Annotated in this window: 25 protein-coding genes; 7 read left to right on the top strand and 18 right to left on the bottom strand. The window is 35.5% G+C overall.

Annotated features, from left to right (window positions below; genetic code table 11):
• Positions 1 to 12: 12 nt before the first annotated feature.
• From LCX93_RS04820 to LCX93_RS04805, 4 genes are read right to left on the bottom strand one after another with little or no spacing between them, the layout of a single operon-like run.
• Positions 13 to 1248, bottom strand: a complete 1236-nt coding sequence (locus LCX93_RS04820; RefSeq protein ID WP_226069012.1) for a TolC family protein — start codon at positions 1246 to 1248, stop codon at positions 13 to 15.
• Positions 1205 to 2386 (bottom strand): acetylornithine transaminase, encoded by a 1182-nt coding sequence (locus LCX93_RS04815; protein ID WP_226069011.1) that lies wholly within the window; start codon positions 2384 to 2386, stop codon positions 1205 to 1207. Before LCX93_RS04815 ends, LCX93_RS04820 begins: the two co-directional genes overlap by 44 nt.
• Before the next feature lie 14 nt (positions 2387 to 2400).
• Entirely contained in the window at positions 2401 to 4143 is a 1743-nt protein-coding gene (locus LCX93_RS04810) for a molybdopterin-containing oxidoreductase family protein (RefSeq protein ID WP_226069010.1), read from the bottom strand.
• Positions 4133 to 4942 carry an efflux RND transporter periplasmic adaptor subunit gene (locus LCX93_RS04805; protein ID WP_226069009.1) on the bottom strand — a complete coding sequence of 270 codons (810 nt, stop codon included), beginning with the start codon at positions 4940 to 4942 and terminating at the stop codon, positions 4133 to 4135. Before LCX93_RS04805 ends, LCX93_RS04810 begins: the two co-directional genes overlap by 11 nt.
• Before the next feature lie 115 nt (positions 4943 to 5057).
• Between LCX93_RS04805 and LCX93_RS04800 the strand changes: the two genes are divergently transcribed.
• Complete coding sequence (locus LCX93_RS04800; RefSeq protein WP_226069008.1) at positions 5058 to 5999, top strand: chemotaxis protein; 942 nt, start codon at positions 5058 to 5060, stop codon at positions 5997 to 5999.
• Positions 6000 to 6015: 16 nt separating this feature from the next.
• On the opposite strand, the gene LCX93_RS04795 is transcribed toward LCX93_RS04800, so the two are convergent.
• From LCX93_RS04795 to LCX93_RS04745, 10 genes are all read right to left on the bottom strand, one after another.
• Positions 6016 to 7182, bottom strand: a complete 1167-nt coding sequence (locus LCX93_RS04795; RefSeq protein WP_226069007.1) for a PAS domain-containing sensor histidine kinase — start codon at positions 7180 to 7182, stop codon at positions 6016 to 6018.
• Positions 7169 to 8152, bottom strand: coding sequence for an ATP-binding protein (locus tag LCX93_RS04790; protein ID WP_226069006.1), 984 nt, complete (start codon positions 8150 to 8152; stop codon positions 7169 to 7171). The genes LCX93_RS04795 and LCX93_RS04790 overlap by 14 nt, the downstream gene beginning before the upstream one ends.
• 7 nt (positions 8153 to 8159) lie before the next feature.
• On the bottom strand, positions 8160 to 8585 hold the full coding sequence (locus tag LCX93_RS04785; RefSeq protein WP_226069004.1) for an STAS domain-containing protein: 426 nt from the start codon (positions 8583 to 8585) through the stop codon (positions 8160 to 8162).
• An 8-nt stretch (positions 8586 to 8593) separates the two neighbouring features.
• On the bottom strand, positions 8594 to 10273 hold the full coding sequence (locus LCX93_RS04780) for an EAL domain-containing response regulator (protein ID WP_226069002.1): 1680 nt from the start codon (positions 10271 to 10273) through the stop codon (positions 8594 to 8596).
• 4 nt (positions 10274 to 10277) lie between these two features.
• Positions 10278 to 11573 (bottom strand): methyl-accepting chemotaxis protein, encoded by a 1296-nt coding sequence (locus LCX93_RS12635; RefSeq protein ID WP_283949365.1) that lies wholly within the window; start codon positions 11571 to 11573, stop codon positions 10278 to 10280.
• Positions 11542 to 12027, bottom strand: a complete 486-nt coding sequence (locus LCX93_RS04765) for a PAS domain-containing protein (RefSeq protein ID WP_226069000.1) — start codon at positions 12025 to 12027, stop codon at positions 11542 to 11544. The genes LCX93_RS12635 and LCX93_RS04765 overlap by 32 nt, the downstream gene beginning before the upstream one ends.
• Before the next feature lie 69 nt (positions 12028 to 12096).
• The gene (locus LCX93_RS04760) at positions 12097 to 12801 is read right to left on the bottom strand and encodes a response regulator transcription factor (RefSeq protein ID WP_226068998.1); all 705 of its coding nucleotides are present in this window, start codon (positions 12799 to 12801) and stop codon (positions 12097 to 12099) included.
• Between the two features lie 387 nt (positions 12802 to 13188).
• Entirely contained in the window at positions 13189 to 14517 is a 1329-nt protein-coding gene (locus LCX93_RS04755) for a sodium ion-translocating decarboxylase subunit beta (RefSeq protein WP_226068996.1), read from the bottom strand.
• A 4-nt stretch (positions 14518 to 14521) separates the two neighbouring features.
• Positions 14522 to 16333 carry a biotin/lipoyl-containing protein gene (locus LCX93_RS04750; protein WP_226068994.1) on the bottom strand — a complete coding sequence of 604 codons (1812 nt, stop codon included), beginning with the start codon at positions 16331 to 16333 and terminating at the stop codon, positions 14522 to 14524.
• A gap of 8 nt (positions 16334 to 16341) precedes the next feature.
• A complete protein-coding gene (locus LCX93_RS04745) occupies positions 16342 to 16584 on the bottom strand; it encodes an OadG family protein (protein WP_226068993.1) in 243 nt (80 codons plus the stop codon).
• Positions 16585 to 16778: 194 nt separating this feature from the next.
• Between LCX93_RS04745 and LCX93_RS04740 the strand changes: the two genes are divergently transcribed.
• Both LCX93_RS04740 and LCX93_RS04735 read left to right on the top strand, forming a co-directional pair.
• Positions 16779 to 17084, top strand: a complete 306-nt coding sequence (locus LCX93_RS04740; protein ID WP_193151605.1) for a hypothetical protein — start codon at positions 16779 to 16781, stop codon at positions 17082 to 17084.
• Between the two features lie 9 nt (positions 17085 to 17093).
• Positions 17094 to 17264 (top strand): hypothetical protein, encoded by a 171-nt coding sequence (locus LCX93_RS04735; RefSeq protein ID WP_226068992.1) that lies wholly within the window; start codon positions 17094 to 17096, stop codon positions 17262 to 17264.
• Between the two features lie 8 nt (positions 17265 to 17272).
• Here LCX93_RS04735 and LCX93_RS04730 read toward each other — a convergent pair whose 3' ends face one another.
• Together LCX93_RS04730 and htpG are read right to left on the bottom strand one after the other, a co-directional pair.
• Positions 17273 to 17782 carry a hypothetical protein gene (locus LCX93_RS04730; RefSeq protein ID WP_226068991.1) on the bottom strand — a complete coding sequence of 170 codons (510 nt, stop codon included), beginning with the start codon at positions 17780 to 17782 and terminating at the stop codon, positions 17273 to 17275.
• A gap of 98 nt (positions 17783 to 17880) precedes the next feature.
• Positions 17881 to 19773, bottom strand: coding sequence for a molecular chaperone HtpG (gene htpG / locus LCX93_RS04725; protein ID WP_226068990.1), 1893 nt, complete (start codon positions 19771 to 19773; stop codon positions 17881 to 17883).
• 127 nt (positions 19774 to 19900) lie between these two features.
• Here htpG and LCX93_RS04720 point away from each other — a divergent pair, with 127 nt between their 5' ends.
• On the top strand, positions 19901 to 20200 hold the full coding sequence (locus tag LCX93_RS04720; protein WP_226068989.1) for a hypothetical protein: 300 nt from the start codon (positions 19901 to 19903) through the stop codon (positions 20198 to 20200).
• Here LCX93_RS04720 and LCX93_RS04715 read toward each other — a convergent pair.
• Together LCX93_RS04715 and LCX93_RS04710 are read right to left on the bottom strand one after the other, a co-directional pair.
• Entirely contained in the window at positions 20197 to 20643 is a 447-nt protein-coding gene (locus tag LCX93_RS04715; RefSeq protein WP_151900623.1) for a hypothetical protein, read from the bottom strand. The genes LCX93_RS04720 and LCX93_RS04715 overlap by 4 nt on opposite strands.
• Before the next feature lie 139 nt (positions 20644 to 20782).
• On the bottom strand, positions 20783 to 21235 hold the full coding sequence (locus LCX93_RS04710) for a hypothetical protein (RefSeq protein ID WP_226068988.1): 453 nt from the start codon (positions 21233 to 21235) through the stop codon (positions 20783 to 20785).
• 96 nt (positions 21236 to 21331) lie between these two features.
• Between LCX93_RS04710 and abc-f the strand changes: the two genes are divergently transcribed.
• From abc-f to LCX93_RS04695, 3 genes are read left to right on the top strand one after another with little or no spacing between them, the layout of a single operon-like run.
• The gene (gene abc-f, locus LCX93_RS04705; RefSeq protein WP_226068987.1) at positions 21332 to 23278 is read left to right on the top strand and encodes a ribosomal protection-like ABC-F family protein; all 1947 of its coding nucleotides are present in this window, start codon (positions 21332 to 21334) and stop codon (positions 23276 to 23278) included.
• Positions 23271 to 23768, top strand: a complete 498-nt coding sequence (gene queF, locus LCX93_RS04700; protein WP_226068985.1) for a preQ(1) synthase — start codon at positions 23271 to 23273, stop codon at positions 23766 to 23768. The genes abc-f and queF overlap by 8 nt, the downstream gene beginning before the upstream one ends.
• A 1-nt stretch (position 23769) precedes the next feature.
• Entirely contained in the window at positions 23770 to 24126 is a 357-nt protein-coding gene (locus tag LCX93_RS04695) for a hypothetical protein (RefSeq protein ID WP_226068984.1), read from the top strand.
• Positions 24127 to 24200 lie beyond the last annotated feature (74 nt).

The following is a 24200-nucleotide window of genomic DNA, read 5'->3' as shown; positions in this document are numbered from 1 at the left end:
TCTTTTTCCCGTTTATTTTTCATTACTGATATACATTTCATACAGATTCAAAAGTTCCAACTGCTTGTCCAGCTCATATATTTTTGTATCTATATTTTGTATCTGCAAAGAATTTGCAAGTCTTTGCACATCATATTTTGTCTTGTACCCAGCTTTAAAAAGTTTTTTTGTATCTTCCAAAAGCTTCGTATATAATATGATATTTTCATTACTTAACGCTATCTTTTTATTATAGTTTTCTATATTGTGCATGACCTGTTCATACAAAGAATTCAATTCTCTTTGTTTGTCTTTTAGCACAATTTTTGCCTTTAAGTAGTCTACTTTTGCAGATTCTATATCTCTGAATGTATTGATATCAAGTGGAATTGAAATGGCAATGCCATAATCATAATAATTTAACTCATTTGAATTGCTGACAATTGTCGGACCTACCTGAAAAGCTTGATTTGTCGTGAGCTTCCAGTTGTATCCTGCTGTAAGATTTACTTTTGGAAGATACTTTGCAAGAGTAACATTTTTATTGTATCTGTTTTTTTCTGTCTGGGCTTTATCCATTTGCAGCACTATATTATGTTGTAAAAACTCGTCATGTTGTAAAAGTTCCAGTCTCGGAATAGCAACTTTTGTATAATCCAAATCACTTAAAGCATGAAAGGAGCTCACCAGTTTTTCTTTTGCAGCCTGAATATCGTACAAAACAGATAAGGCTGTATTTTTTTGAATCACAGCATCATCCAAAAACCCTGAATCAAGCTGTCCGCTGAAATACTCCTCTTTTTTTTGTTCCAAATTTATTTCACTGTTTTTAATTTGTAGTTTTTGCTTTTGCTCTTTGAACTCTGTCTGTTTTATCTGCATCAAAACAGCAATAGTATCTTTAATCATTTTGCGTTTTGCCACATCTATAGAGTATTTCGTATAATATTTACTTGCATTGGCAAATTTAATGCCATAGTAGATACCACCGCTTTGAAATATTGGCTGATTTATCCGAATAGCGGCATTTTGGTTTGACTGCCCAACACCAAAAGCATTGTTTTTGGAATAACTGTAATTGATCTGAACAGGAACTATCCATGAGTCACGCAGTCTGGAACTCTCCGCTTCATTTTTTTCATAATCATACTGAAACTGCAACTGCTTGTAAGAAGATATAAATTTCTCCAGATCAGCATTGTCATCAGCTCCAAAAAGAGGAAAACTACAGCTGAGACATAGCAGAGTTAAGAGCACTGAAGCCTTCATCAATTTCCTCTTTTGTAATTGTCAGCGGTGGTAAAAATCTCAGTGTGTTTCTTCCTGCTTTAAGCACGATGACACCATTTTCTTTTGCCAGGTTTATAATATTTGTCAGTGTATCTGCATCTTTGACACGCAAACCGCACATCATACCAATCCCCACTTTTTGTGTAAAAATATCTTTGTTGGCATTGTAAAATTTTTCCAAAGACTGATTGAACATCAAAGAAGTTATTTCCAAATCACCGCTTTGTTTTTTTTCATTGAGTATATCTACCACTTCACATACAGCACGGCTGCTCAGATAGTTCCCGCCAAATGTCGATCCGTGGTCTCCTGCGCTGAGAACATTTTTAAGTGTTGTCATGACTATTCCTACAGGAACACCTCCGCCGATGCCTTTTGCCAGGGTGATAATCTCAGGAGAGATTTCATAAGCCTGCGATGCCGTAAATTCACCGATTCTATAGGCACCGGTTTGTACTTCATCTACAATCAAAGGAATTTCACGCTCTTTTAAAAGCTTTGCCAGTGCCTGTACTTTTTCTTTGTCTTGCGGCTCTACTCCGCCCTCACCCTGAATCAGTTCTATCATTACAGCCGCTGTATGGTCGTCCAACAGTGATTCTATTTCGTCTATACCGTCTGCATAAACAAAGCCGTCCGGAAAAGGTCCGAAATAGTTATGCATCGCCTCCTGTCCTGTTGCCTTGACTGTTGTAATGGTTCGTCCGTGAAAAGAGTGGTTGAGTGTGATAATTTTATATCTTTTTATCTCTCCGTCACGCTCCCCGTGTTTTCTGGCAATTTTTATAGCCCCTTCATTTGCTTCTGCACCACTGTTTGCAAAAAAGCACTGCATATCATACCCGCTTGTCTCGACAACTTTTTGAGCGGCCTGTGCCTGGGGTGCTATATAGTAAAGATTCGATGTATGTGTCACACTTGCCAACTGTTCGCACAAAGCCTTGCTCACTCTTTCATTGGCATGACCCACTGAAACAACACCGATACCCGAAGTAAAATCTATATACTTTTTCCCCTCACTGTCAAAGAGAGTAGCGTTTTTTCCTCTTACAAACTCTATATCTGCCCGTGCATATGTAGGTAAAACATATTTTTTATCCATTTCTTTAATGTTCATTTTGTCTACTCTCTTTATTTTTTAGCAATTTTAACTTTATTTTCTTGAAAAACAGCACATTTACCCTCATAAGAGTGCTTTGAGGATGTCAGATTGTTGACACCAGGTGTGCCGCTGTATATAAGCACCGTATCTTTACGCAGTCTCGTGTCATTTTTCACTGCCAAAACAACACTGCCGTTTTGTGAACTTATCTCAATCTCCTCACCGTCACTATATCCATGAGAAGGATGTATATAGAGATGTTTTTCTCTGTGAAACTGAGAATTTAAACTTCTGGGACTCTTGGGTGTTATGAGATGAAACTCATCCTCAGCCTCACTCTGCTGCGTTTCAAACTCTTCTAAAAAAACAAATTCACCGTCATTGGTATCAAAACCGTTTTGATACGGAACTGCTTCTCTGTTTTCAACCTCAAAACATCCGTTTATTTTTTTCACACCAAAATTCTTAAAATACTGCAGGTACTCTTCTTCTGCTTTAAGTTCTATATCAAATGCCTGACACAGATACGCTGCCAAATCATACTCACTGATGCCGATGTCACTCTCAATCTGCTTATGCATCACCATCAGTCCGTTATGCGCATAAGAGGTACGTATATCATCCTTTTCCAGGAAGGTTTTTGCAGGAATTACCAAATCTGCCATTGCGCTTGTTTCATTTTCATACAGACCAAAATAAATTATATTTTGTGTTTTTTCCAAAGCATTTTTCACTCTCAAACTGTCTGGCATCTGTGCAAGAGGATTTGCTCCTTGAATAAAAACAGTTTCAAACGCATCAAACTCAGTATTGACCTTGGAGACTCGTTTTGCTTTTGTTTCAAAAGGAGAGCTCATTCCCTCTTTGGAGTTTCCAAGATATGCCACACCGCAGCCCTCTTTTCCAAAAAAGCCAAGGGAGACGGCAAAAGCATCAATACTGCGCATCACATCCGCCCCGTCTCTGTATTTTTGAATCCCGACACCGCAGACAATAGCAACCTTTTTATCTATAGTCATGTGTAAAATATCACCAATATCGCCCAAAGTCACACCGATATCTTCAAGTGTTGCTTTAATGCGTACACCCTGGGTCAATTCGTAATACTCTTCAAATTCACTCGCATACTGTTCTATAAACGCTTCATTCAAACTGTCATTGATGTATACAAACCGTGCTAAAAGCAATGCCAGATATATATCTGTATGCGGTTTTATCTGTACATGTAAATCGGCCATCTGGGCAATTTTTGTCTTCACCGGGTCTATCACTATAATGGTTTTGTCTTTTATAAGCGGTAATATGTGAGAAGAAGTCGTATGCGGATTTCTTCCCCAAAATATAATCACATCTGATTTTTCAATTTCGCTCAAAGGCATATTTTTGTTACTGCCTCTGCCTTCTATAATTCCGGCTTCTCCCGCTCCGTCACACAAGCTTCCATTTGTAAGCGTTGCCCCGAAATTTGCAAAAAAATGGTCTGTCACTTCCTGCATCAAAGCAAAGTTGCCGCTGCCTCTGTAATGTAAAACATCACTTTTAAACTCTACTGCAAGCAACTCTTTGAGTTTCAAAAGTGCTGCTTCCATCGTAATTTCTTTTCCCTGAAACCGTGGTTTTTCTATTCTTTCAAATTTGTCATAATGGTTGAGATGGGGACATAAAAACCCGTTTGTATGTCCGATTTTAAGAGGTTTGAGTTTTTTTTCATCATACACTAAACCGCAGGCGTCATAACAGTCAAGAGGACAGGCAGTAAGACTACTTTTCATTATTACTCGCTTTAATTTCAATTTTTACCAATCCGGAAAATACTTTTTGCGCATCAATAATAATTTGCGCTTTGTATTTTGAAATATTTTTTGTATCTGCAATATAAGAAACACGTGAGACTTTATACGGTGTTTTTTTTCCGTTAATATATATCACTTTTTTCTTCACATCTTTTAAATCATTTTTATCCAAATAAACACTCAAAAGAGCCCTGGAGGTATCTGCAATTTTTGCCAAAGGTGTAGAGATTCCTACCGTTTGACCCGCTTTGACAGAGATTTCATACAATACAAAGCCTTTGGCACTGATGTTTTTGTCTTTTATAGTTTTTACAAGCTGTTTTCGTCTTAACTCCAAATCAGCTATAGTGGTTTTTAGACTGTTTATCTCTTTTTGTGTTGCAAGAGAGGAATTTTCACTGCTCAGCAGGTCATAAAACTCTTTGTCTTTTTCTATGCGGGATTTTATCTTTAAATGCTTGATTTTTTGATAATTTTCTCGCTTTTTTTCTACAAGTTGTTGTAGATTTTGCAGTATTTTTTCATTCAAAAGCAAAGTATTTTTTTGATAAGAGAGCTTTTTCTCAACAGCTTTTAATTCATCTTCATCAAGTTCTGAATCAATTTTTATAAAAACTTTTGATGAAAGTTTTTTCCCAATCATATTCTCATCTGTGTAAAGCACTTTGCCCGAGACATTTGATGCAATTGTTCTTATTTCATACGGTTCTACTTTTGAATAGTATACGTTGGAAAACAAAAGGGTCGTGATAAAAAGAAATGTTACTATTATTTTCAAAAATTCTTTCCTGAGTGATATTATAGACTTATTTTAACATTTCATTACTAATATTCAAGCCAAATTCATTTTATTTTCGCTACTATTAATACCTATTTAAAATTAAAGGTATTATATGTCTGTATTAGACAATGTCGATGCTGCTACAAATCTGGCAAAAAACAATGAGTTACAACTGTTGGTCTTTAGGGTAAGTGAGAAAAAGGACTCAGCATTTTATGCTATCAATATCTTTAAAACCCGAGAAGTGGTCGAATCTAAAAATCATTTTTTGACACAAATACCCTCTGTACATCCCTTGCTTGAAGGGACAATAGTCCTTCGAAACCTGCAAATACCCATTTTAAATCTTCCTGCATGGCTGGATGTGACATTAAATGAAAATGAAATTTCTCATTCCAAAATTTTAATTTGTGACTTTAACGGCATTATTATTGGGCTGAGAATTATGTCCGCCTACAGAGTAATCAAAAAAAACTGGAATGAGATGCACGCACCGGACAGTTACAGACTCAAAGAAGACGGAGTTGTTATGAATGACACCAGGCTTGAAGACGGAAGCCTCTGCCTTATTCTGGACTATGAAAAACTTCTTGCAGATGTCTTGCCGCAGGCACTTGTAAATGTAGACAAAGATATAGAATTTTTAAAAGATATTGTCATTCCCGATAAACTGAAATACGGGACCGTCCTCATTGCAGAAGATTCAAAAACCGCACAACGACACCTAATACAGCTTTTTCAAAAAGCAAATATCAATATCAAACTTTTTGACAATGGTAAAAAACTGATTGAGTACATTAAAACCCTCGGTGAATCAGCGAAGGAGATACCGGCAATTATTACCGATATAGAAATGCCTGAAATGTCCGGATTTACTGTTATTCAAAACCTTAAAGCCAATCTTGTGACAAGAGATATTCCAATCATAGTCAACAGTTCTATGACAGGAGACAACAACAAAAGAGAAGCAGAAGATTTAGGCGCAAGCGGTTTTATAGATAAAACAAAAAGTCATAATGTCATCCCGCTGATTGTTTCAGTAATGGAATCATAAAAACAGTGCAGGTTTTTCAGTTAGTCTTTTCTCTTAAATCTAGCGTAAAACAAACCCCATCATCACTGTTTTTAACAGTAAGTTTTCCGTTCTGATGTTCTTCAACAATTATTTTAGACATATAGAGTCCAAGTCCTGTACCATTTTTTTCACTCTTAGTAGAAAAATAAGGATCAAAGATATTTTGTATGATATTTTCTGAAATTCCCCCTCCATTATCACCGATTGAAAGTATTTTATCCTTTACTGTTATATCAATACAAGGGTTTGAAATATTTTTTTCCCGAAAATTATCCTGTGCATTTTTTAAAATATTCAGAATAACCTGCATAATTTCGCTGTCATACATTTTTATTTTTTCTAAGCGAACATAATTAAAATTCACTTGAATATTATTATTTTTCAAGGATGCAAAAATGATATTTAATGATTTATCAATAACTTCTTCAAAAGTGCATAAAATTGACTGCTTGTTTGGTTTATAAAAATTTCTGAAATCATCAATGGTATTTGTAAGGTTTTGAACAAGATTTTCAATAACATTTAGCTGTTGTAAAAAATAATTTTGACACGCTTCTTGCTCTTGTAAATTATTCAAATTATAAGATTCCAGCTCTATTTTCATAGATAAGTTAACAGATGTACTGGCAATGGCACCAAGAGGCTGTCTCCACTGATGTGCAATCATTGAGATCATCTCTCCCATTTGTGCCAAACGGGATTGTTGTTGGAGTTGCTGATCCTGTTTTCTGTTTTTCGCTACTTCTTGTTGAATCCGCTCTTCCAGTGTTTTGTTTAGCTCTCTGAGTTTCTTTTCTTGCTGAACCCTTTGTGTAATATCTTCTATAATAAAAATCGTCCCATCAAGCATCGCTCTCATTTTGATATTCAGAATTTTACTTTTAAAAGGAAACTGTTCTATATCAACGCTTAGTTGATTTTTCTGAATCATTTTCTCCACATAGATATCAATAATTTTTGGAACCTCAAAAAAAAGTTTTTTGTAATTTTTATCTATATAATCATGTAAATTTTCTTCGTTGATTTCCAAAATTTCTAATATATTACTGTTGAGCATGCTAATTTCTGAATTTTCAGAAACAGTAAGAATCCCGTAGGGTATATTTGTTATTATGCCACTTAAATATTGATGCAGTGCAAGAGACTGCTTAGTTTCTGACATCGCTCTTTTCCCTCTTTATAGCTATTACGGTTGAAGCATCATCGACATTATATTTATTGAAAATATCTGTTGCCAACTCTAAAGTTGATAAATTAAAAACCTCTTTATTTAAAAAATCATTATACTCAATACCATCACTTGCCAGTACAATACAAAACTGCTCAGGAAGCAGCTCTTGTTGTACTGATAAATCTTCAGGCAACTTCAGGCAGGAAGCTTGCCTATATGCTTGAAACTTCATCTTAGGATAAGAGACAATAAAACCATTTCCCAAAATCATATACTCGAGTTTATCAGGCAACAAACGCAACAGCACAAGAGTGATATCTTCAAAATCATCATTATTGGAAAGCATAAGATTAATATACCTTACAATGTCTCCCAAGGGCAACCTGTATTCTTCCAACAGAAGTCCTTTTACACTTTGTACGGTTTTATATGCCGGCAGATCGTCTCCGCTACCGTCAATAATAGCAAATAAGCTTTTATCACCATCATAATGTTTAATAAAATATGCATCACTGTTAAACTGATTTGCTTCCTTTTTAACAGAAATCGGAGAGTATTCATACCTAGGTTCATCAATATATTTTCTAAGAACAATTGATGTTCCGCTTGCATCACTTTTTTCGATCAAAAACTCATCAACCGATCTTTTTGCAGCACCAAGCCCAAACCCCAGACTGTCTTTTGTAGAAGAATTGCCGTCTTGTAACGAGTGTTGAATATTTTGTATACCTTTGCCTTTGTCCTCAATATAAACTTCCAGTCCTTTGTTGTTTTGCGTATATCTGCAACTTAATTTTACATCCTTTGCATAGCGGATACTATTAATAACAATCTCTGTAACTGCAATTGAAAACATACCTGCATCAAACTGAGAAAAACCAAACTCTTTCGCTATTTCGTTTATTTGTCTTGCACATTGATATGCTTCAATCTCATCTAAAATATGGAAAACAAGTGACATAATACAACTATTTTTCTGTTTTTATAAGTTTATACCCTGTAACTTTAAAACTTACAAGCAGTGCATCCTGTAAATTTCTAATTATCTGTATTCCGCTAAAATAAATATCTGTTTTTACCATCTTCTCGGCCAACTCTGCTTTAATACCACATATAATAGGTTCAATACCCATCAATTTAAGTATATTTCCCAACCTGTTTATATATCCGGCAACTGCTGTATCAATTGCATCAACATTGTATAAATCCAATATAACACAGACAATTTTGTCTGATTCACTGATTTTGGTTATTTTTTTTGAGACATCTTCTATACGAGCTGAATCCAACAGTCCAAATAGGCTTACATAAATACACTCATCTGTTAATTTGTTTGCAACCATAGAAGTTTCAAGTCCGATTTGCTTCTTGCTTAGTGCCATTTTTTTATCCATTTTTTCTCCTAAATTATTTTTTCATTTGGTTCATAAAAATAAAAACCTTGATAGTCATCCACTTGAAAAGATTTTAATATTTCAAAAATCTTTTTAGAATGTACAAACTCAGCAATCACTTTTATATTGAGTTTATGAGAAAATTCCACTATCGCTTCTACCAGAATAAAAGATTTTTCATTTTTATCAATATCTTTTATAAGTGAACCATCTATTTTAATATAGTCTGGTGCTATATTTAAAATATTTTCAAAATTTGAAAATCCGCTACCAAAGTCATCAATGGCAAATTTTACACCATATTTCCTAAAACGATCAATAAATATTCTTATATCATCAAAATTTTCCATACTCTGACTCTCAGTAATCTCCATTACTACCAACGAACCGACATCAGGATTCTTTTTAATATAATCCTCAATCTCATCAATAAAAAGTTTGTTTTTAATATCATTGACTGTAAAATTAATGCCAATAGGTATTTGTATCTCTTTTATCTTTTTCAGACTCGTAAATATTACATACGAAGAGAGTTGAGGGTAGAGTCCTGTTTTTATTGCAATATCCAAAAAATAGTAAGGAGAGATCAGTGTGCCATCTTCATCACGAAGTCGCATGAGAGCTTCATACTTGACTGCTTTTTCTTCCTGATTGACGATACCTTGGTAAACTGTAACAATATCATTATTCTCAATTGCATTTTTAATCTTATCTTTCCAGATAAGAATATCCTGTTTTGCAGATCGGTTATCAATAGTATTGGAATACATCATATACTGTTTTTTATGTTTTTTAGCATACTCCAATGCAATTGTTGCATATTCGTACGAATTATATTGTGAAGTTGACATTCCTACAGTAACTTCTATCGAAATTATATCCTGCTCAGTTACAACCCGAAAAGATGCAAACTCTCTGAAGAAGTCTTGTAGAAAAGTTTCATATTTTTCAAAATCAATATATTCACAGTCATCCAAAACAACAAACTCATCTGCCGAAATTCTATATGTTTTATAATTTTCAGCTGCAGTAAAATTTTGTAAAAAATGTGCAAACTCTTGTAATACAAAAGAACCAGTCTCTGCGCCATAAATTTCATTAATAGATTTAAATCCATTGATATCTATAATAAAAATAATTGGTACAGTAATTTTTTTTAAATCTTCAAACAGAGCATAGCGGTTACACAAACCGGTTAAATCATCAAAATATAGCTTATGCCTCAACTCCTGCGTTTGTTTTTTAATTTCTCTTTCAAGCTGTTCTTGATAATTTTTAGCAAGTGTCTCTAGATGAATCTTTTCCAATGCTTTTTTTAAAACTGTAAGAAACTGTTGATAGATAAGCGGTTTTATAATAAATCCGTCTATCCCAAGTTGAATCGCTCGTAAAATATATTCTGCATCACTATAGGCAGATAATATGAAGATTGGAATTTTTATATCTTGTTGGCGAATTTTTTCTATCATATCAAGACCATTCATTACAGGCATATTGATATCTGTAATAATTATATGAAATTTTTTATTTTGAAATTTTTCTATCCCTTCCTGTCCGTTTGTAACAACTGTAATATGGGTAAAGATATTTTTCAACATTTCCGATGTACTTGTTCGCGCATCTACATCATCTTCGACAAAAAGCAAGTGAAGTTCTTTTGCGTAATTTTGCAACTCCTGCAGTGGCACTCTTTTACTCCTCTATCATTAAATCAAGTAAATGAAAAAGCTCGTTACTTGCATTTTCCATAACGGTAAAATTTTTAATAATCTCTTCTGTGTTTTCTGGGAAAAGTGCTGTTTTACTCTTGGCAAACTTCATGTTTTTTATGGCAGAGTCATGGACTACTTTGTGATGAGCATCAAGTTTGTTATACACTTTTGTTTTGCCAAACTGCTCTTTACCGTCATTAAGATACCATTTTCCAAAACGGCATGAAAGATGATCTGCTAACGGTTCCGAAATATTCTGACTTAAAAGTGTCGAATACGCTTTTGATTTAAAAACAATATGATCAATTTTAGCAACGGATATAAGAAAAATATTGTTAATATGATTTGCATTATCGGCAGTTTCTTTTGCTGATCTGTTAAAACTTTGCAGTGTCGTATATAAACTCTCCAGATATTTTTGAGACTCTTTTGCCAGTTCATACATTGTCTCAGACTCTTCTGATATTTCATTGGTTTCCTGTTTTAAAGTTGAAATAGTCATAGATATCTCTGTTGTAGCTTTTTGTGTTCTTTCTGCAAGTTTTCTTACTTCATCGGCAACAACGGCAAAACCTCTACCATGTTCACCGGCACGTGCGGCTTCTATCGCAGCATTGAGTGCGAGCAGGTTTGTCTGTTCTGCTATATCTTGAATCAATTCAACAATGGTAGAAATTTCTAATGACTGTTGATTGAGGGCATCAATCCCTTTTACCGTTTCAGTTATACTTTCATCAAGTTTTTCAAAATTATTTTGAACAGATTCTATCGATTGGATACTATCCTGTGATGCTTTGCTGGTATCTTTTGATGTTTGTAAAATTGTCTTGGATATCTCATTACCAAACTCTATATCTTTTTTAACCTGTAAAACACCGCCAACACTTCCGCCTCCGATTTCATTAAATTTTTTCGAAAGATTTCCCTGTGTTCTTAACTGTATTCCTGACTTAATGCCCTCTAATGATTTATTTATCGGCTCAACCGAACGGGCAAATATACCTTTAAATCCATCTTGAAACATCACGATACTGTTATCACCATTGGTTGCAAGCTTTATAGCAGTTTCACTGTCACGCATGAATGCTTCAACCTGGTCTAGTAAATTATTATAATTCCATGCCATATTATAGTATTTGGAATCTTGCGGAATATTGGTAACTCTTTTTTCAAGGTTACCGTTTGCCGCGTCTGCCATTACACTGTTTACCTGATCTAGTAGTGCTTCATCACTTTTTCTTTTTTTATTTTTGAAGATTGAGAATAAATTCATCATAGTTCTGCCCCTCTTGTTGTAATTGTTTTTCCAATATTTTCAATGAAGCACTTATTCCACCGCTCGCTTCAGCTTGACGCAACTCTTTATAGAGTTTTTCAATTATATTTATACCTCTTACTGATGGAGCTCTTCTAACTGAATAGTAGCCAACAATGTTTCCATGCACGTCTAAAGATGCAGTCACATTTGCAAAAACCCAATAATAGTCTCCATTTTTTGTAAGGTTCTTTACATAAGCATTGATATACTTTTTGGCTTGAATGCGATCCCACAAAAGTTTAAAGATAACACGAGGCATATCAGGATGACGCAAAATATTATGCGGAGCATTGAGTAACTCTTGTTCTGAATAGCCAGATATTGAAATAAAATAGAAATTACCATAGGTAATTCGCCCTTTTGTGTCTGTTTTTGAGACAATGAGTTCATCTTGCTTCATTTGAATTTCCATAAAATATCCTAATAAAAAATTTTATTAGACAAATTATATTATTGAGAAGTGTCAAGAAGGTGTCAAAAACTAGATACTCAGAGAATAACCTAAATCTTTGTGTGTTTGTATTGAGGATAAAGGGATCTTTTTTCTGAGACGTTTAATAAAGCTTTTTATAGAATCTTCCGAAAACTCTTTAGTGTCTTCAAAAAGATAAATGTGCAAATCAATAGCAGAAAAGACAGTGTTAGGATAGCTTAAAAACAGATCTAAAAGTTTAGTTTCATTGGCACTCAATGGAATCTCTTTACCCTCTAAAAAAAGTCTCTTAAGCTCTTTATTCCATAAAAATCCATCTTTCAGTGGGATAGTAGTTTCATATTCCTCTTTATAAAAGAGAGATACAGTCGTTAAAATATTCAATAATTCTTGACGTTTAATAGGTTTTTGCAAAAACCCTATAACAGCTCCGGTATTAATTAGTTCAATAAAATAGCTTGTTTCATTATAAGCAGATATAACTATAATTTTTTGTTCTTTATTTATAGATAATATTTCTTTTGTAAGTTCTATGCCGTTTAAGTGTGGCATCAAGATATCTGTAATCACAAGATCAATATTCGCAAGATTGTTATTATATATTTCCAGAGCTTCTCTACCGTCAAATGCAGTATAAATATGAGAGAAAAAATTTTTCAATAAAGTAGTTGTACTTTTTCTCATCTCCAGGTCATCTTCTGCATATAAAACAGTAAGTTTTTTTGTTATAGATAATAATTCTGTATTTGTCACTTATTCGCCTGATTTAATTAGTTACAATTTATTATATATTTATTCTACATAGTGAATATTCAAAAATATAATTGTTCGATACAATTATGCGAATATTATTGAATATGGCAACCTTATTTCATGCTTATGCATAAATATTCTTAGCTGTTGTTTCGAGTTGTAACAGCATTATTTTCAAATTTAATAAATAATTATTTGAACTATGAATTCTTTATTTAAAAATAATATAAAATTAAATACAGAAATTTATGAAAAAAGTATTGGAATTTGAAGTATTTGCATCGATGAGAAGATAACGACACAATTGCGTCGCTTCTGGCACTAAATGCCGACACCCCTGTCGCTAAAGCGTAAATGGGGTGCTTTGAATTTCCTGCCGATTAATTATTATTGGAATAAAGAGATCAATACACCTGCTGCTACGGCTGAACCTATGACTCCCGCCACGTTTGGACCCATCGCATGCATTAAAAGCATATTTGTACGGTCATATTCCATACCGACTTTATTTGACACACGTGCTGCCATCGGAACAGCAGAAACACCTGCCGAACCGATGAGCGGGTTAATCTTGTGACCAGGGAAAAGATTCATAAATTTCGCCATCAATACACCTGCTGCAGTTCCTACAGAAAATGCAATAATTCCTAAAACCATAATAAACAGAGTCTCAGGTACAAGGAACTGATCAGCTGCAAGCTTCGAACCGACACCTAATCCTAAGAAAATAGTTGTAATGTTGATAAGGGCATTTTGCAATGTATCATTCAAACGCTCAACAACACCTGATTCTTTTAAGAAATTACCAAACATAAATGCACCGATAAGCGGTGTAGATTCCGGTAAAACCAAAATTGCCAGCATTAAGACAAGTATCGGGAAAACAAGTTTTTCCAGACGAGAAACATGACGCAATGTTGTCATTTTAATCTTTCTCTCTTTTTCGCTTGTCAGTGCTTTCATAATAGGAGGCTGGATAATCGGTACCATTGCCATATAACTGTATGAGGCAACCGCAATTGCCCCCAACAGTTCCGGAGCAAGTTTTGTTGCGATAAAGATAGATGTAGGACCATCCGCTCCACCGATAATCGAAATTGCAGAAGCCTGCTGCAGAGTAAAGTCAACAAAACCGTAATGCGCAAGAGCAACCGCTCCAACAAGTGTTCCAAATATACCAAACTGAGCCGCACCTCCAAGCAGTGCTGTTTTAGGGTTCGAGAGCAGTGGACCAAAATCAGTCATTGCCCCGACACCCATAAAGATGATAATAGGAAAAAGCTCATTTGAAAGTCCCATATTGTAAATTACACCAAGGAAACCATGCTCTCCTGCAATACCGGCAACAGGAATATTTGCCAGCAATCCGCCAAAGGCAATTGGCAAGAGCAACAATGGTTCAAACCCTTTTGCAATTCCAAGATAAAAAAGCAGGAAGACGATAAGAATCATAATTACACGGCCCAGGCCTTTATGAAAATTACTCATCTTTTTTCCTGTTGCACTCATCTCATCATCTCTTGGATTTACTAGAGCGACAACTCCTGTTGATTTGAGAAAATTTACTATCATTTCACCCATCGGTTTTGAATGATAGTTTTCTTCTTTATGTGTTGATTGTGCTTCTTGAGCAACGGTTGCATGCTCTGATGCCATTGCATTTGAGAATGCAAAGAGCATTATAAGAGCTAAAAACTTAAGTACAATTTTTTTCATTCGCTTATCCTAATACTGCTACGACTTGACCTTCTACAACTTTATCGTTTGTAGCTACATTAATAGACTTAATAACACCACCGCGAGGTGCCACAACATCTATTTCCATTTTCATAGATTCTAAAATCATGATTACGTCACCTTCGTTAACACTTTGACCCGGATTTGCAACAATTTTCCAAACATTACCCGGAAGAAGTGCTTTGATTTCTACATCATTCCCTGACACAGCAGGTGCTGCCGAAGTTGTTGATGGAGCAGCACTCTCACCATTGACTGCTGTTACCTGAATATCCGCATCACCCTCTGCTACCTGAACACTAAACTTTTGGCCATCTACTACTACTGTATAATTTCCGCTACCCATTGAACTTCCTTCACAATCTTTTTCTGTTTCTTTTTTCATTTCTGATATTTTACGAACGTTTAATTCACCTTCACCTTTAAGGAAAGTGATTCCTTTTTCCTGACATGCAGCCGCTATAAAAATATTTTCTTCTGTTATTTCTATACCTTCTTCTTTAAGCCTGTTAATCCAACTCTCTAAAGATTTTGCAGGATCTGCATCTGCCAAATCAAGCGCTTTTTTTGTTGTCGGCTCAAGTTTTAACTGCTCTGAAGCAATTTTAACAATCTCCGGATCCGGTTCAACCGGAGTTTTTCCGAAGTATCCTAAAACCATTTTTCCATAACCGGGAGCAATAGCTTTCCATGGCCCCTGCATTACATTGTTAAGTGCCTGCTGAAAATAAAACTGAGAAACCGGTGTCACAGAAGTCCCGTAACCGCCTTTTTCTACAACTTCCTGCATTGCAGCAATTACATCCGGAAATTTATCCATGATGCCGTTATCACGCATCATTTGTGTATTTGCAGTCAAAGCACCGCCAGGCATTGGCGAAAATGGAATAATAGGAGAAACCATTGTCGCTTCAGGCGGCATAAAATAGTCACTAAGGCATGACTGTAGCTCTTTTTCATAAGTAAGAATTTTACCAAGTTCAAGTCCGCCAAGGTCGTAATTCATTCCTTTTGTCGCATGAAGCATTGTCAAAATATCAGGCTGAGATGTTCCACCGCTCACAGGAGAAGCCGCCATATCTATACCGTCAACACCCGCTTCAAGAGCAGCCATGTAGGCCGCTACAGAAACACCGGCAGTCTCGTGTGTATGCAGACGTATGTGTGTGTCATCCCCTAAAAGTTTTCTTGCCATTGTAATGGTCTCAAAAACTTTTTGAGGATTTGATGTCCCGCTTGCATCTTTAAAACAGATACTGTCAAACGGAAGACCGCTATCCATAATATCACGAAGTGTTTTTTCATAAAACTCAACATTATGGGCACCGTGGCACCCCGGTGGCAAGTCCATCATAGTTACAACCGCTTCATGTTTCAAGCCGTGATGTTTGATTCTTTCCGCTGAATACTTCAGGTTTTCCACATCATTCAGTGCATCAAAGTTACGGATTGTCGTTGTTCCGTGTTTTTTAAACATTTTTGCATGCAGGTCTATCAGTTCTTTTGAACCGGTATCGAGCATTACAGTATTTACTCCCCGAGCAAGTGTCTGCAGATTTGCATCCGGACCTACAACTTTACGGAACCTGTCCATCATTTCAAATGCATCTTCTCTCAAATAAAAGTATAATGATTGAAATCTTGCTCCCCCGCCAAATTCAAAGTGGTTGATACCTGCCATTTTTGCGGCCTCTACTGCCGGAAAAAAATCTTCCATCAATACACGTCCGCCAAATACTGACTGGAAACCATCCCTGAAAGTTGTATCCATTACATCTATAAATTTCTTAGCCATTATAATCCTTAACCTTGTTTATGGTGTGCAATTGCAGCTGTTATCGCTGCAATTATCTTTTTTTTGTCTTGTTGTTGCTGTGTTGCATTCCCAGAAACAGTCTCTTCAGCTGCCTGTGGTTCAGGAAAAAACTTATGTATTATCAATGACATCAGATTGACTGAAAAAATCATTATAATTAGAAACACGAACACTGTTCCCATTCCTAAAAACATAAATTTAACTCCCTCCATAATGAGGTTTGCTTCCATAAAATTACCCTTTATTCATAATTTGTGGGCTTAGTATAGTATAAAGATGTTTAAATAAAGTTGTTGAAAAAACTTTATTTTTAAATTACTGCGCAATTGTTACTTTTTGGTGACTTAATTTCATCACTTAAACTAAACACTAATAATTTTTAGCTAAAATGTTTTAACAGATAAAATATTAGGATGTTTTTCAGATGATAGCAGGTATGTACGAGCAGAACTTTATGGCCTATGTGATTTTTGGTCTTATCTTGAATTTTGTATTTTCAATTATGTTTGGAGTATATTTAAGTAACAATATCGGCATGAAAGAGATGATAGAATCCAAAGGTGACAAAGAACAGCCATTACTCATACGCTTAAGTCTTTTTATTCCTTATGCAAAAATGCTCGTTACTCTTTACAGAGTTACAATTTTACAGCTCTTTTTTCTCAACAAAGGATATACACATAAAGAGTTTTGGATTTATATGACAAATGAGCAAAAAGAGAACTCCTAAAGGAACAGTATGAAAGATTTTAAGCTTAAACTTGTCCTTACTACTTTAAGCGCAATTGTTTTCTCATTTATATTTATACTTTTGGCATTTGCTCTTCCTATACACAAAAAAGAAGAAAAAATATCTATCAAACCAAAAGGAAAACTTGAACAGATTTCTCATTCCTTAAAAAACAGATAACTGTTTATTTACAAAGAACTTTTCACTTCAATAAGCTTAAGTGTATCATAAGCACACTTTGGACTCAGTTTGATGGCACAAACCTTTAAAGCCTCCAAACAGGCAAGTAAATAGTCCAGGTTGTCTTTTTTCATTAACTCATAAAGAAGTATTTCTGCATCTTTTATGCGTAAATTTCTTGCAACACCGAGATTTTTATGTGCCAACTCTCTCAATGGGGTGTAATCCAAATTGTCATGATTGTCCTGTGAATCCTGAAGTGCCGCCAAATAACTCTCAAACTGCACAATTGCCTTAATGACCTGAGCAACATAATCATCAACCAGTTGGGAAACCAGCTCTGTGTCTAATCCTAATTCGCGTACGGCAATCGAAATATCATACCGGTAACCGTCAATTTCCAGATCACGCAACACACCTCTTCCCAGTAAAGTGCATACCCGTTTGGCTTCATGCAGCAGTTGATCAACAGATTGTCTGTCCGATGGTTTTAAAAAGAATTTTAATTTTTTTAACATAATCATAAGATATCATATAATTTGTGTGAAACAGATAAAAAATAAAAATAAAAGAAGAGAGTTTGGAGGAGTGCTACGATTGCACTCATCCAAAAAAGTTATAATGCTTTTGCTATAATTCTGTTGAGTCTCATTGCAAAATCTGCAGTATCATCAAGTTCTCTGCCATCAAAGAGTTTTGCCTGATCAAACAAGACATGCGCTGCATCTTCAATCAGATTCTGATCACTAGAATCTTTTAATTTTGCAATCAGTTCATGCTTAGGATTGATTTGTAAAATTGGTGCTGGCTCAGGTACTTCACCGCCCTGACCCATCTGTTTCATCATCTGTGCCATCATGTAAGAAGGATCTTCTTTGTCGATTTTCAGAGCAACAGGAGATTCTGTCAACTCCGTTGTCACTTCAACTTCTTTTATAGCTTCACCCAGTGTCTCTTTAAACTCTTTTGCAAGGCCTTCAAACTCTTTTTCAAGTTCTTCTTTTGCCTTTTTCTCTTCTTCACTCTCTTCAAATTTTGCATCTGATGCAGGAATAAGTTTATACTCTTTATATTCTGTCACCATCGGGAATATAATAGTATCTACCTCTTCATTGAGAAGCAATACATCTATACCGCGTGCTTTAAACTTCTCTAAGACTGGAGAGTGCTTAAGCATGTCAACAGAGCCTTTGTTTGCAAGATAATAAATCTCTTTCTTTTCCTCATCCACATTTTTGACAAACTCTTCTATAGTTGTCATTTCATCAGAATTGAGTGTGTGAAATTTTAACAACTCTAAGATTTTTTCGCGATTTGCAAAGTCATTATAGAGTCCCTCTTTGAGTACATTTCCAAACTCTTTATAGAATGTGTCATATTTTTCAGGCTCTTTTTTCATCATTTTTGCAAGCTCGGAAAGCACTTTTTTCACCGAAGCATTTTTGATTTTTGCCATCACTGGATTTGACTGTAAAATTTCACGACTTACATTTAACGGTAAATCTTTTGAATCAATCACACCGCGTAAAAAACGCAAGTATGTAGGCATCAGTTCTTTGTCATCATCTGTAATAAAGACACGGTTAATATAGAGTTTGATACCAGGCTGATAATCAACTCTGTAAATATCCATCGGTGCCTTGCTTGGGATGTAAAAGAGTGTCGTGTATTCTATAGCCCCTTCTGCTTTATGATGCATCCATTTTAGCGGTTCTTCGTTTGAATGTGCAAGTGTTTCATAAAAAGCTTTATAATCTTCATCTTTTAATTCATTTTTAGAAATCGTCCAGAGTGCATTTGCAGAGTTAATTTGTACATTTTCTATTTCAGTGCGTGCAGGCTCTGTCTCTTTGCCCTCATCATCAGTAACAGCCGGAATATGCTTCTCTTTGTCCATAAAAATCGGGAACGGAATATGGTTGGAGTATTTTTTGACAATAGCCTCTATGCGATACTCTTCCAAAAACTCTTCTTCACCCTCTTTTAAGTGAAGAATAATTTCTGTTCCGTGTCCCTCTTTTGTTGCTGCTTCTACTTCAAATTCACCGTTTCCGGTACTCGTCCATTTGTAAGCCTGATCTTCTCCTGCTTTTTTCGTGATGACCTCAACTGTGTCAGCCACCATAAATGCAGCATAAAAACCGACACCAAACTGACCAATCAGGTTAGAATCTACTTTTTGATCCCCTGTCAGGTTCTCCAAGAATGCCTTTGTTCCTGATTTTGCAATTGTTCCGAGATTATTCAAAAGATCTACTTCATTCATACCGATTCCGGTATCTGAAACAGTCAATGTTTTTTTCTCTTTGTCTCTTTTGATATCTATTCTCGGATCAAACTTGATGCCCTTGTATGCTTCATTTGTTAAAACGAGCATATTGAGTTTGTCAAGTGCATCCGATGCATTGGAAATAAGTTCACGAAGGAAAATCTCCTTGTTGGAGTAAAGTGAATGAATCATAAGTTGTAAAATTTGATTTGCTTCTGTTTGAAATTGATGTTTAGCCATAATAGTAATCCTTTTTTAAAATTTGACAGTATTTTACCAAAAAAAGTTAATAGTTGCAAGTTTTATCAATATTCTTTAGTCAATTTAGCTCAAGTTTATAATATTTTTATTTTGCTATAATGTTTGAATGAAAAATGATTATATAGATTTAATAGAACCTACTCCTGTTCTAAAGACAAAAAAATGTCAAATCATCGCTTTTTTACTGAAATTTTTATTGCAGTTTACTCCAGTATTGGCTGCCCTTATCGCCTGGTACATGTATGATTATTTTATAGCAGGAGCTACTTTGTTGATTACATTTATAGTTGTTGGCATTGTAAGAGCTAAAATGAGAAACAGTGTCATTCCCCTCTCTCAAAGAGAATATCACTATAATGATGAAGGGATAGCCAAATGGTTTACGGCAAAAAAGTTATGTCCTTAAAGCATCGCGCGAATCATAATTGCATAATGCAGAACAAAAAGATTTAAAAAAAATATGAGCAGTGAAGTTCCGCGTGACAAAATATTTTGTATTTTTGTTCGCTCTTTCCCGTTTGTGCGAAATGCAATAAAAAAATGAACTATTGTTGCCACGATTATAACAGCTACAATTATGAGTTTTTTGCGTAACTCCTGGACGATAATATTATCATCATGCGTCAAAAGCATATGGTACAAACCATTATCAACAATCATCACAGTACCGGTCAACAGTAAAACAACAATGGAAACCAATTCAAAGTAACCGAAAATAGGCCCTATTACCGGGTAAACCTGTTGTTGTTTTTCTTTATCAAGCAGTGTAACACCTAAAATAAACATAAATATAGAACCGCCTATCCAGGCAATGGCAGCAATAAGATGAATATGTATAAATAAACCCAAATAAAATCCTTTAACCCGGATTATGCAATAGAAAACTTAAGAAAGTCGCTATCATTGCACCCAAGGCACAAGCATAAAACCTACTTATTGTTTTCTATTGCATAATTCGGGTTTAAATGAGTTCGTATAATATTATAATTTAAATAACGAAGTCTTGATATACAACAATATTTTTTAAATTATTCTCTAAAGCATCTTCCAATCTGCAGAGCAGTTCATATATCATATTTGAACACTCTTTTACCTCATACTCTTTGGAATGTACCGTGCCAAGATAATAATCATTGTTCGTATTTAAGTGCAAAAGATTGTAGTTTATATTTTCAGCCACTTTAATATAATGTTCTTCATCAACAGAATCGAGAATGATACAGTGCAGTTTATCATTGAGGGTTATCAATTTGTCAGTACTTCTTAATCTCTTTTTTAATTCGTTAAAGTCTATTGCAATTTTACATTCACAATATATAGCAATAAAGGAAAACTCAGTACCATATCGCTCTTTTCTGTAAAAAAACTCCTTGCCTTCTTCTTTGAGAACTTCCATATACTGATGTTCATTTTTTCTTATTTCGGCTATTACCTGTAACATGATTCTGCTCCTATGCTAAGATTATAATCTATTAAAATAAATAAGCCCTTATTAATGACCAAAATGCTATTATCTCTTTAAAAAGTAAACTACATTATGGCATTAATTGATCTACAAAAAATCAGCAAACACTATTCGGCACAAAAAATTCTCACTGAGGTTGACTTTCATGTGGATGCAGGCGAGCGTATAGTCATCATCGGAAAAAACGGCAGTGGCAAGTCAACTTTGATGAAAATACTCAACGGGACACTCTCCCCTGATGGCGGAAAACGTATCATCAAAAATGATTTGGAAATCAAAATGCTCGATCAGCGTCCGGCATTTGAAGAAGGACACAGTGTCCGCCAAGCTGTAGAAGCAGGTCTTCAAGAGCTCAATGCCGCAAAAGAGCGATACAATGAACTCTCACTGCTTTTAAGTGAAGATTTTGAAAACAAACTGCTCCTGGAAGAGTATGAAAAACTCTCACGCTATATCGAGCACCATAATGCCTGGAATCTGGATGATAAAATAGAACGCATCATTCAGCATTTTCAGCTCAAAGCCTATGAGCATAAACCTGTTATGCTTTTAAGCGGAGGCGAACAGCGGCGTGTGGCACTTGCTTCGCTCCTGCTGCAAAAACCGGATGTGCTTTTGCTTGATGAACCGACGAACCACCTTGATGTTTATATGGTTGAATTTTTAGAAGAGTTAATTCTCAAAGAAAAATTCACTCTTGTTTTTATCTCGCATGACCGATATTTCATTGACCGTATTGCGACAAAAAGTGTTGAAGTCGAAGACTGCGTTTTGCGTGAATACAAAGGCGGCTACAATGACTACCTCACACAAAAAGAGGAGTACCTCAGAACCCTGCAAAAGCAGCATGACAATCTTTTAGGCATTTTAAAAAGAGAAAATGAGTGGTTTGCCAGAGGGGTGCGTGCAAGGCTCAAACGAAATGAAGGGCGCAAAGAGCGTTTGATGCAACTGCGCGAAGAGGCAAAAACAAATCCTGCCAAAATTAGAAAAATGTCTGTAGAACTCCAACGTGAGGCAAAACATTTTAACCGTGACAAAAGCGTCAACAAACAAAAAATGCTTTTTGAAGTAGAAGATTTAAGTCTCAAACTTGGTGACAAAGAGCTGTTACACAGTTTTACAACACGCATACTGCAAAAAGATGTCATCGCCATTGTCGGCCCAAACGGCAGTGGAAAATCAACACTGTTAAAAGCGCTGCTTGGACGCATAGAGCCGACAGGCGGCAAGATAAAACGCGGAGAATTCAAAGTAGGCTATTTTGACCAGCACAGAGAGATGCTTGATGACGACAAAAACCTCATAGAGACTTTTTGTCCCCACGGTGGTGACCGTGTCAATGTACGCGGCAGTGATTTACATGTATACGGCTACCTTAAAAACTTTCTTTTTCCGCGTGAATTTTTAGACAAAAAAATAGGCGTTCTCAGTGGCGGAGAAAAAAACCGTGTTGCCCTTGCCCTGCTTTTTACACAGGATGTTGACATCCTCATTTTGGATGAACCGACAAATGATCTGGATATTCCTACGATTAATATTCTCGAAGAGCAGTTGACAAATTTTGCAGGGGCTGTTATCATTGTTTCGCATGACAGATATTTTGTCGATAAGATTGCAAAAAAACTCTTTATCTTTAAGCCTGACAAAACCATAGAAGAGTCGCATCAGCAGTATTCTGAGTATTTGGAACTTGAAAAAGAGGTGCAAGAACTTCGCGATATGGAAAAAGAAGCAACCAAAGAACAAAAAACACCTTTACATGTAAAGCCCAAACCAAAAACACTCAAACTTACTTTTAAAGAAAAAATAGCTTTGGAAAAACTTCCAGCCGAGATAGCAGAACTAGAAGCAAAAATAGATGAAAAGAACAACTGCCTCTCAGACCCAAAATGCTATGAAGAGACAGGTCTGAGCAAACTTGCAAAAGAACTCGCAGATATAGAAGCGTTGTATGAGCAAAAAGTTGAAGAGCTTTTAACGATTCAGGAAAAAGAAGAAGAGATTAACAATGGATGAAAAAGAGTATAAAGAAAAACGAGCAAAAGAAGTCGCCCAGCTTGGAGCCGGACATACAGAATATAAGTATGAATATGCTCCTGAACTTTTAGAGACTTTTGAAAATGTACATCCAGAGATGGACTACTGGGTGACACTCAATGCAGATGAATTCACATCTTTATGTCCCAAAACAAATCAGCCGGATTTTGGCACGCTCATTATTAACTATATTCCCGATGTGAAAATGGTTGAGAGCAAATCACTCAAACTCTACCTTTTCAGTTTTATCAACAGCGGTGAATTTCATGAAGATGTCGTCAACAAAATAGGTAAAGATTTAGTTGCACTCATGCAGCCGAAATATCTTGAAGTTATAGGGCTTTTTTACCCCAGAGGCAACATCAGCATTCATCCGACTTTCAGCTATGCAAAAGAGGAAGACAAATACAAAGAGTTACAAAAACACAGATTTTTCAACAGAAATCTCAACCCGCAAAGAGTAGGATAATATGCAATTAACACCTTTACATGTAAAAGAAAATACAAACATACAGTATATGTCTCGTGAACTGCTCTTTCTCGCACAAAGCGGGCAGCCTTACAGAGGCAGTATTTACATCAACTTTACCAGCAGTGGTGAGACCTTTGATTTACGTGATTTTAAAAAATACCTTACCTCACTCAGAGACAAAAAGTTTACAGCCGAAGATATCGCTTTTGAAATTTATGAGACAATTGCAAGTAGCATAGAAACAAAAAATTTGGGTGTAGTAGTTGATTTGACAGCGCGTGGAGGTTTGCAGCAAAGGCTCTGCTACGGAGCAGAATTTATACCTGTAAAAAAAGAGAATATCTTTCAGGTATGATAAAAGCCAGCCCTTAATTTTTAAAAACACAAACCCCATAAAGGATTAATGCCGACTGTTTCAACTTCCCTGCC

Origin of the sequence: Sulfurimonas sp. SWIR-19 (assembly GCF_020410885.1) — a bacterium.
Lineage (GTDB): Bacteria > Campylobacterota > Campylobacteria > Campylobacterales > Sulfurimonadaceae > Sulfurimonas > Sulfurimonas sediminis.
Note: the sequence above shows the minus strand (reverse complement) of the source record. Positions and strands in the feature narration are given on the sequence as shown.